Source organism: Streptomyces sp. AC627_RSS907 (genome assembly GCF_019049165.1).
This window is the reverse complement of the sequence record NZ_JAGMUE010000204.1, coordinates 1-4652: the sequence shown is the minus strand read 5'-3', so window position 1 is coordinate 4652 and position 4652 is coordinate 1. Positions and strand designations below refer to the sequence as shown.

Genomic DNA, 4652 nt, shown 5'->3' with positions numbered 1-4652 from the left:
CTCCTGCGGTGCGACCCGCGGTGCGTCCCGCGGTGCGTCCCGCGGCGCGGCCGGCGCCTCCCGGTCGGCGGGAAGCCCACCCGCCCGCCCCTTCGCGACGGCGTCCCGGATCGCCGCCACCTCCCCCTCCAGCTCCTTGGCCGCGGGGAAGTTCTCGTCCCGCTCCAGCAGTACGCCCGGCGGCGCCACGCGCGAGGCGAGGTCGGTGAGGATGTCGAGCACCGGTTGCGCGACGGGGTGGGCGTGGCTGTCGTGCCAGACGCCGTCCCGCTCGAAGCCGCCCGCGACATGGACGTACGCGATGGCCTCCAGGGGTAGTTCACCGAGTGCTTCGGCCGGGTCCTCACCGCGGTTGACGTGGTTGGTGTGCAGGTTCGCCACGTCGATCAGCAGTCGCACTCCCGTCCGGTCGGCCAGCTCGTACAGGAACTGCCCCTCCGTCATCTCCTCGTCCGGCCAGGAGAACAGGGCGGCGATGTTCTCCACGGCGAGCGGTACGGGCAGCGCGTCCTGTGCGACGCGCACGTTCTCGCACAGCACGTCGAGGGCGTCGCGGGTGCGCGGGACCGGCAGCAGGTGCCCGGCCTCCAGACGCGGGGAGGCGGTCAGTGTCCCGCCCGCCCGGACGAACGCGATGTGCTCGGTCACCAGCGGCGCCCCGAGCACCTCCGCCCGCTCGGCCAGCGCCGCCAGCCGCCCCGCGTCCGGCCGCTCGGCACCGCCGAGCCCGAGCGAGACCCCGTGCGGCACGACGGTCACGCCGCGCTCGCGCAGCCGCAGCAGCGAGTCGGGCAGGTGGCCGGGGCAGAGGTTCTCCGACACGGCCTCGACCCAGTCGACGCCGGGCATCCGCTCCACGACGTCCGCGATCTCCGGACGCCACCCGATACCGGTCCCCAGTCGCTCGATCCGTTCCATGGCCGCCGCCCCTCCCCGTCGACTTGCCGGGGATATGGCCCGCGCGGCCCGGCGCGAATCCACCGGGGGGCGTCTTCAGAGCAACATTTGAGATTCCCGGCTCCTGGTGCCGGCCGCCGTCAGTGCGGGATGAAGACGTTGTGGATCTCGGAGAGCCGTGGCGCGGCGTCCGGGAAGCCGGCCGCCTTCGTGGCGGGGAGGATCACCGGCAGGTAGGCCTCGAGGGCCTCCCTGGACTCCCACACGTCCACCACACGCACCCCGTCACCCGTGACGACAGCCACGTGGCCGAGCAGACCGGGGACGGGGCGTCCGGAGCGAGTACCGGCGGTTTCCTGGACCTCGTCGTACTGCTCGGCGGTCACCCCGGGATAGTCGATCTCCATCAGAAGTGCCATATCACCACATTACGACCGGATCGTGGGACGTGCCCCGCGCGGCGGACCGGCCTCCTCGCCTACCGGAGCGCCGGATGATCCGCCACCACCGTGCACGAGCCCGGCGCGATCTCCGTGAACCCGGCGTCGCGGACCACCGGCAGGCCGCTCGTCGTGAGGCCGGACCAGCGGGCGGAGGCCGGGGTACGCACCGCCAGCGGGTAGCCCGCGTCGCGCCACGCGGTCCGCTCCGCGTCGTCCAGCTCCCACCAGGCGAGCTGCGCGCCGTGCCCCGCCTGGGCCATCGCCTTGCCCGCCGACATGCCGAGGTCGGGATTCATCCAGAGGACGGGACCGGACGGGTCGGCGTCGACCGGCGGCTCCGGGTCGTCGAGGTCGGTGCCGGAGACCTGGAGCCGGGCCAGGTCCTTGGGCCAGCCGTCCAGCGGGACCGGCGGGAAGACCCGCACCTCGGCCGTCTTGCCGGTGACCGTGATGCCGGGCAGCGCCTCGGCCCGCCGCCACTCCGCGCCGCGCGCCCGCCGCACGACCTTGCGGATGCGCGCGTCCTGCCAGTCCCGCATCGCCCGCGCCCACTCGCCGTCGCCGGTCGACCGCTCGTCGCCGAGCATCACCAGCACCGCCCGGGCCGCGGTCTCCAGCGCGTCGGTACGGGGCGGGGGCGCCGCCCGCTCGATGCGTACGACCAGCGGCAGGACGAACTGCGGCGCGAGGTCGCGGTCGCCGGGCTCGGCGCGGAAGGGGCTGTCGGGGACGGGCGTCGTCGGATCGTTGCTCACGCCCACCAGTCTGCCAAGCTCCGCGGGCGCGAGAGGATGCCCCCATGCAACGTGAGCTACGGCTGGATCACGTGGGGCGCCGCTACGGACCGCGCGGCCCCTGGGTGCTGCGCGGCGTCGATCTGAGCCTGGCGCCCGGCACCCTCGTCCGCGTCGAGGGCGCCAACGGCACCGGCAAGTCCACCCTGCTGCGCGTGCTCGCCGGCATCGACGCCCCCACCGAGGGCCGGGTCACCGGCCGTCCGCGCACCGCGTACGTCCCCGAACGCTTCCCGCCCGCCCTGCCCTTCACGGCCGTCCAGTACCTCATCCACCTCGGGACCGTGCACGGGCTGTCCCGCCGGGCGGCGGCCCACGCCGCCGGGCAGTGGCTGGAGCGGCTGGGGGCCGCCGGGTTCGCCGGCACGCCGCTGGCCCGGCTGTCCAAGGGCAGCAGCCAGAAGGTGGCGGTGGCACAGGCACTGCTCGCCGAACCGGAACTGCTCGTCCTCGACGAGCCCTGGACCGGGCTCGACGCCGGGGCCGAGCTGGAACGGGCGGTCGCCGAGCGGACGGCCTCCGGCGGCGCCGTCGTCTTCGTCGACCACGACCCGCGCCGCCTGGGCGACGCGCCCGACGCCACCTACACCGTGCGCGAGGGCACCCTGCACCGCCGTACCGACCACACCGGGGCCCCGGCCGGGCCGCGGGTCGCCGTCCGGGTGCGGGGGCCGGTCGGCGGCGGACTGCCCGCCGACGTGCACCGGATCGTCGCCTCCGCCGAGGAGACCGCCCCCGGCGCCCATCTGCTCACCGTGCCCGCCTCGCACTCCGACATCCTGCTGCGCACCCTCCTGACCGCCCGGCCGCCCTGGCACGTGGTGAGCGTGCACGCCCCGGAGGAGCACCGGTGACCGCGCTCCTCCGCTACCAGGCCGCCCTCCTGCTGCGCTCTCAGCGCTGGCTGCCGCCCGTCATCCTGTACGCCGCCGCCCTCGGCATCGGTGTGCAGGGCGGGCAGCCGGTGCTGGACTCGCTCGGCTGGGCGGCGGCCGTGCTGCTGCCGGTCGCGGCCTGGCTGGTGCGGATCTGCGTCACCGGGGAGCCGCCTGCCGCCCGCGCCTGTGTGTCGGCGGCGCGCGGCCCCGCGCGGGCCCACCTGGCCTGTCTGCTGGTGGGCCTCGCCGCGGCGGCGCTCCTGGGCACGGTGGCGACGCTCGTCGTGACGCCGATCAGCGACCCGGTCAGCACCGGTCACGGCACGCCCGTGCCGCCGCTCCCGGCGGGCGGCGCCGGACTGCTCGCCGCGCTGGTGTGCGCCCTGCTCGGCAGCGCCGTCGGCGCGCTCACCGCCTGGCCGGTGCTGCGCTCGCCCGGCCGCGCGGTTCCGGCGCTGCTGCTGGCGGCCCTGCTGGCGCTGGTGACATCGGGGTCCCCGGCGCGCGCGGCGGTCGGCGGCCTGGTCACCGGCTCCCGGTCCGGGGTCGTACCGCTGCCCCTGCTCCCGCTGGCGGCGGCGGCCGTGGTCGCCGTGGCCGCGATCTCCCTGGCCTGTGCGCTCAGCTCGCGCAGATCAGCCTGAACAGGCCGTGCGCTGGGCCTCCTGCCATTCGCAGACCGGGCAGAAGGTGATCCCCTTGTACGACTCGGGGTACTCCGTCGGCTCCCGGCACAGCACGCACTCCGCGTACGGCGGGCCGTCGGCCTTGGGCGGCCGGGTCGCGTCGATCAGACAGTAGTCGTTCGGACCGGGGTCGCCCGGACTGCTGTCGTTCGGGCCGTGGTCGTCGTCGCTGCTCATCTCACCAGCGTAGGCCCGTCAGCGGCGGTCGTTCGCGGCGGCGATCAGCTCGGAGACCTTCACGAAGCGGTAGCCCCGGCGGCGCAGCTCGGGCACGATCGTGCGCACCGCCCGTTCGGTCACCGGAGCCGCGCTGCGCGTGCAGTGCATGACGACCACCGACCCCGGCCGCACACCGTCCAGCACCTGCCGGGCCACCGCGTCGGCGTCCGTCGCGAACGCGTCCCCGCTCACCACGTCCCACTGCACGGCGGTGACGCCGACGGGGGTCAGCTCCTTGAGGGCCACACGGTCGTAACAGCCCCCGGGGAAACGGAAGTACGGCATCGACTCCGGCACCCCGGCCTCCTCGAACGCCGCGTACGCCCGCTCCACGTCCGGCCGCATCCGCTCCCTGGACACGGTCGGCAGGCCGTAGCAGTCCTCGGTGTAGGCGTAGTGGCTGTAGGAGTGGTTGGCGATCTCGAACTGGGCGTCCCGGCCGATGGACCGGGCCTCGTCGGGGTACTCCTCGGCCCACCGGCCGGTCATGAACACCGTGGCCGGCACCTCCAGTTCCCGCAGGGTCGCGATCAGCCGTGGATTGTCGAACCGTTCGCCCGCCGCCGCCCGCGGCCCCTGGTCGGCGGTCATGTCGGCGTCGAAGGTGAGGGCGACCGTCCTGCCGTCCGCCCGCGGGCCGTGCTCGAAGACGGGGGTGAGGCCCGCCGGGCCGGGGGCGAGCACGGGAGGCCGGGACGGAGACGGAGACGGAGGCGGAGGGGGAGGGGGATGGGG

General features: G+C 75.2%; 7 protein-coding genes. 2 read left to right on the top strand and 5 right to left on the bottom strand.

Annotated elements, in window-relative coordinates; all coding sequences use genetic code 11:
• From KUM32_RS32185 to KUM32_RS32175, 3 genes are all read right to left on the bottom strand, one after another.
• On the bottom strand, nt 1-909 hold a 909-nt coding region (locus tag KUM32_RS32185), incomplete at its 3' end, for a DUF692 domain-containing protein (protein WP_308408770.1).
• A gap of 128 nt (nt 910-1037) precedes the next feature.
• Complete coding sequence (locus KUM32_RS32180; protein ID WP_217145481.1) at nt 1038-1316, bottom strand: antibiotic biosynthesis monooxygenase; 279 nt, start codon at nt 1314-1316, stop codon at nt 1038-1040.
• Between the two features lie 59 nt (nt 1317-1375).
• A complete protein-coding gene (locus KUM32_RS32175) occupies nt 1376-2095 on the bottom strand; it encodes a peptidyl-tRNA hydrolase (RefSeq protein ID WP_217145480.1) in 720 nt (239 codons plus the stop codon).
• A gap of 44 nt (nt 2096-2139) precedes the next feature.
• On the opposite strand from KUM32_RS32175, the gene KUM32_RS32170 reads away from it, so the two are divergent.
• Complete coding sequence (locus tag KUM32_RS32170) at nt 2140-2988, top strand: ATP-binding cassette domain-containing protein (protein WP_217145479.1); 849 nt, start codon at nt 2140-2142, stop codon at nt 2986-2988.
• Complete coding sequence (locus KUM32_RS32165; RefSeq protein WP_217145478.1) at nt 2985-3656, top strand: ABC transporter; 672 nt, start codon at nt 2985-2987, stop codon at nt 3654-3656. Before KUM32_RS32170 ends, KUM32_RS32165 begins: the two co-directional genes overlap by 4 nt.
• Here the strand turns inward: KUM32_RS32165 and KUM32_RS32160 are convergent.
• Nucleotides 3648-3875, bottom strand: a complete 228-nt coding sequence (locus tag KUM32_RS32160; protein ID WP_217145477.1) for a hypothetical protein — start codon at nt 3873-3875, stop codon at nt 3648-3650. The two genes, KUM32_RS32165 and KUM32_RS32160, sit on opposite strands and share 9 nt — an antisense overlap.
• Before the next feature lie 18 nt (nt 3876-3893).
• Nucleotides 3894-4652 (bottom strand): polysaccharide deacetylase family protein (locus tag KUM32_RS32155; protein WP_217145476.1); only part of this gene is annotated, 759 nt, incomplete at its 5' end.

What these genes read in the sequence shown, in the direction of transcription:
- KUM32_RS32180 (WP_217145481.1), bottom strand. Translation starts at nt 1,316, where the DNA reads ATGGCACTTCTGATGGAGATCGACTATCCCGGGGTGACCGCCGAGCAG.
- KUM32_RS32170 (WP_217145479.1), top strand. Translation starts at nt 2,140, where the DNA reads ATGCAACGTGAGCTACGGCTGGATCACGTGGGGCGCCGCTACGGACCG.
- KUM32_RS32160 (WP_217145477.1), bottom strand. Translation starts at nt 3,875, where the DNA reads ATGAGCAGCGACGACGACCACGGCCCGAACGACAGCAGTCCGGGCGAC.